Here is a 3723-nt window from a genome sequence, read left to right on the forward strand (position 1 = left end):
CAGAATGACTCGTCTTTTTTGTGTTTTATAAAATAAACTTGTAATTAATGTAAGCTCTATGAGTACGTTTATCTAGCAAGAAACAACTTTATTTTATTAGAATTTCACATTTAAGTAGCATACCTTTAAAAAAATATGGCTGAGCTTTAAAGTCTATTTGTTAACAAGAATATATACGAAGTATTGCCCTCTGGAGCCTGCTCACACCCTCTTTTATTTCTTCAGTTGTTAAATGGCCATACCCTATAATAATTCGATTGTGATGTTTTCCTTTTTCAATGGCATGGTCTTCCACAGGATATACTTTCACTCCGAGTTGTTGGATTTTCTCAAGTAATTCTTTTGTGAATTGAACTTGATTGAATTCAACAATCAGATGTAATCCTGTAGAATAACCGAAAATATTGATTGTATTTGAGAATACTGATTTTAATTGCTGGATAAGGAAGTCTCTTCGATTTTTATAGATTTTTTTCATCTTCATAATATGTCGTTCCAAATAACCTTCGGCAATAAATTTAGCAAGGATAAGCTGATTTAAAGAAGGTGTATGTAAATCTGAAAACCATTTTATCCTGCGACATTTTTCAATAAGGTGTGAGGGAAGAACTAAGTATCCCATCCTAAGGGCCGGTGATAAAATTTTACTAAATGAACCTATGTATATAACACGTTCGGGATCCAATCCCTGTAATGAACTTACAGGTGAACCTTCATATCGAAACTCACTATCATAATCATCTTCAATGAGGTAACAATTTGTTTTTCTTGAGTAGTTAACCAATTGAACACGTCGTTGAATTGGCAACGTTCCACCTAAAGGGAACTGATGAGAAGGAGTAATGAAGATGAATTTTGGATTTTTATTTGCAGGTAACAAAGATGTATTCATCCCATTATCATCAACTGGTATAGGGGAAAGAAAGGCTCCTGAATTTTTAAAAATTGTTTGAATATCATTGGTGATGGGATCTTCTATTAGTACTTCGTCACCTGATGACAAAAGTAACTTAGAAACAAGTGTTAAAGCTTGAGTTGCACCGGAAGTAACCACCAATTGTTCTGGATGACAAAAAACTCCTCTTGTTTTTAGTAAATAGCGTGATAAAACCTTTCTTAATTCGGGACGCCCTTGGGGGATATCATATCCAAACGTAGAAGGAGGTGTTTCATTCCATATAGTGTGAGACAACTTTGCCCATCCTTTACGTGGAAATAAGTCTAATGCTGGTATTCCTGAACGAAAATTAATGATATTACTGTCTTTGTTTGTTTCTTCGCACCAAGATAAAGAATCAATTAGAGTTGATTTTTTACGTTGTTCTAAATAAGTCCCTTCGGCAATGAATGTCCCAGCTCCTTGCCGAGTGACCAAAAAGCCTTCGGAAAATAATTGATCATAAGCTTCTAAAATTACATTCCTAGACACACCTAACTCAGAAGATAATTCCCTTGTTGCTGGTAGTTTTTCACCGGATTGTAGCTCTCCGTTTAATATTCGTTCACGTATTTGGTGATAAACTTGTCGAATTAAACTTATATCTAAAGATCGATCAATAGGTATCCAAAGCATATAAATGCTCCCTTCATCAAAATTGGTACCATAAAAGTTTGGATGAAATGGTACTAATACAAACCATTTTAGCATGCTATAGTAGGGTCAAATAGTTCTAAAGGAGATGAAAATGTGATGACTAAACCAGAATTACAAGTAGCTCAGGCATTTAAATCGATTGCACGAAATGAACATATAAAAGCATATGTACAACAATCCACTGAACTCTATGCGTTATTATTACAAGCTGCGAAACGCTTTGTCACCGGAGAAACGAGACATGAGGGAATTGGGACGGCAAAAGAACTAATTACAAAAGGTTATCATACTTCACTAGAATACATAGGGGAAAATACTCTAGATATAGAGGAATGCTATAAAGCAAAAAATGAGTTTTTGAATCTTATTGGGGACATGGGTGCTCTATCTATGAAACAAACAGTATCACTCGATTTATCTCATATTGGATTATCTATAGATCCAGAAATATCTTATATTCATTTAATGGAGTTGGCAGAGAAGGCGAAAGTACATGGAACTACCCTTATGATAAGTATGGAAGAATCATCTAAAGCAGCGGACATTCTTTCTATTTATAAAAAGGTAACTGAGCAATATCATAATGTAGGGATAACAATACAGGCACATTTATACCGCTCAAACAATGATATTCAAGAACTCCTTCATTATCCAGGAAAAATAAGAGTTGTAAAAGGTGCCTATCAAGAAGTTCCGGATATTGCTATGCCTAGATCAACTGATTTAAATCAACAGTATCTTCAAATTGTAGAAAAACTAGTTGAAAACCATCACCCTGTGTCTATAGCTACACATGATGAAATTCTTATTAAAGAGATGGAGCAACGTCAATATTTTAGTCATCCTAATGTAGAAATAGAAATGTTATATGGAATTCGTCCGGATATGTTAAGAGATTTGAAAAACAAAGGACATAACGCTAGAGTATATTTGACTTATGGGAAAGAGTGGTATTTGTATTTATGTCATCGGATAGCCGAACATCCAGAAAATCTATTTTATGCAGTGACAGATATGATACATTCACCTTTACCAGAGCGGAGTAGGGAATATTGAATAGACATTTAATACTGAATGTAAAAATGATTTTGGTTGTTGCCTAAAAATAAGAGCCGGATTTTTCTTAGTGTAGAAATTCCGGCCATTTTATATTGAAATTTTTTTAGTATATATTTGCGTTAAAGGCGGACAGCACCCCTGTAGGTATTGAGGAGATTAAGATTTATAATTGTGCAGCTGTCGTATACCTTGTTGTAGAATTGTTTTTGTATGGTTGTGTATTCTTAGGGGGGAGATAGAAACAACGGAAATTATGATTCTATATGTATTTCAAAAGGGGGATATATACTAGAAATGAAACTAAATGCTTTGTTAGTGAAATGATTCGCTCTTTTAGTAGTAAAACGTAAATATAGGTATGGGATTAATATCTATTAATGTTATATAAAAAGTGAAGTAATGAAAGGAACAAGTGTTCTGTATGTGTGTGTTCGGTACACTTGATAAATTGAGGTACGTATTTTTAATCCAGTATATGTGTTTAAAAAGGAAATACTATTAATCAATTCGAACCTTGAGCATATCTTAAATATTTATTAAGAGAATATAGCTGTATGGAAATAGATGATACTAAAGATGAAAGAGATATAAGGCTGATATTTCAGTGAAACAGGGATAGTTAATAAATATATTAGTATGGTTCTATATATTTGTGAGTAAACAGATAAGCAACCATTACTTCATATAAGGAGAACTTGGGGCTCTATAACTAGAGTAGTATATGAGTTTATTATGGATTTCTGTATCGTTGTCTGTTATAAGAATACGTATATCTTCAATCGTTTCTAATAGAGGGCGTGATAAACAAAGAGGTATTAATATTTATTAAAATAAGATTGTTAGTTTCGCTGGGGAAAAACTTCTGTACAAATTAAGTCTAAGGTTTAAAGTAACTTTAATATATTTAGGGGAAATATAATTAAAGAGAAGCAGGAGGTAGCTCTTTGGTAATGAATCCTCGGAGAGACGTATCTAGCTAACAAAGCATATAAATATTAAATTGAATTTCTTTATAAAAAGGTGTTGACGATTATACTTTAGAGGTGTAATATAGAACAAGTCGCCGATGA

The 3723-nt window shown here is 33.1% G+C and carries 2 protein-coding genes; one reads left to right on the forward strand and one right to left on the reverse strand.

The genetic code is table 11. From position 1 onward, the window contains the following. Positions 1–160 precede the first annotated feature (160 nt). Complete coding sequence (locus RT27_RS10455; protein ID WP_043936055.1) at positions 161–1573, reverse strand: PLP-dependent aminotransferase family protein; 1413 nt, start codon at positions 1571–1573, stop codon at positions 161–163. A 117-nt stretch (positions 1574–1690) separates the two neighbouring features. Between RT27_RS10455 and RT27_RS10460 the strand changes: the two genes are divergently transcribed. Further along, positions 1691–2650: a proline dehydrogenase family protein gene (locus RT27_RS10460; protein WP_043936057.1), complete on the forward strand. Its 960-nt coding sequence runs from the start codon at positions 1691–1693 to the stop codon at positions 2648–2650. The last annotated feature ends 1073 nt before the right edge of the window (positions 2651–3723 follow it).

Source organism: Bacillus sp. L_1B0_5 (genome assembly GCF_000836715.1).
GTDB classification, from domain to species: Bacteria; Bacillota; Bacilli; order Bacillales; family Bacillaceae_G; genus Bacillus_A; species Bacillus_A thuringiensis_S.

Bases quoted from the DNA above. Each gene is read 5' to 3' on its own strand.
- RT27_RS10455 (WP_043936055.1), bottom strand. From the start codon at position 1,573: ATGCTTTGGATACCTATTGATCGATCTTTAGATATAAGTTTAATTCGA.
- RT27_RS10460 (WP_043936057.1), top strand. From the start codon at position 1,691: ATGACTAAACCAGAATTACAAGTAGCTCAGGCATTTAAATCGATTGCA.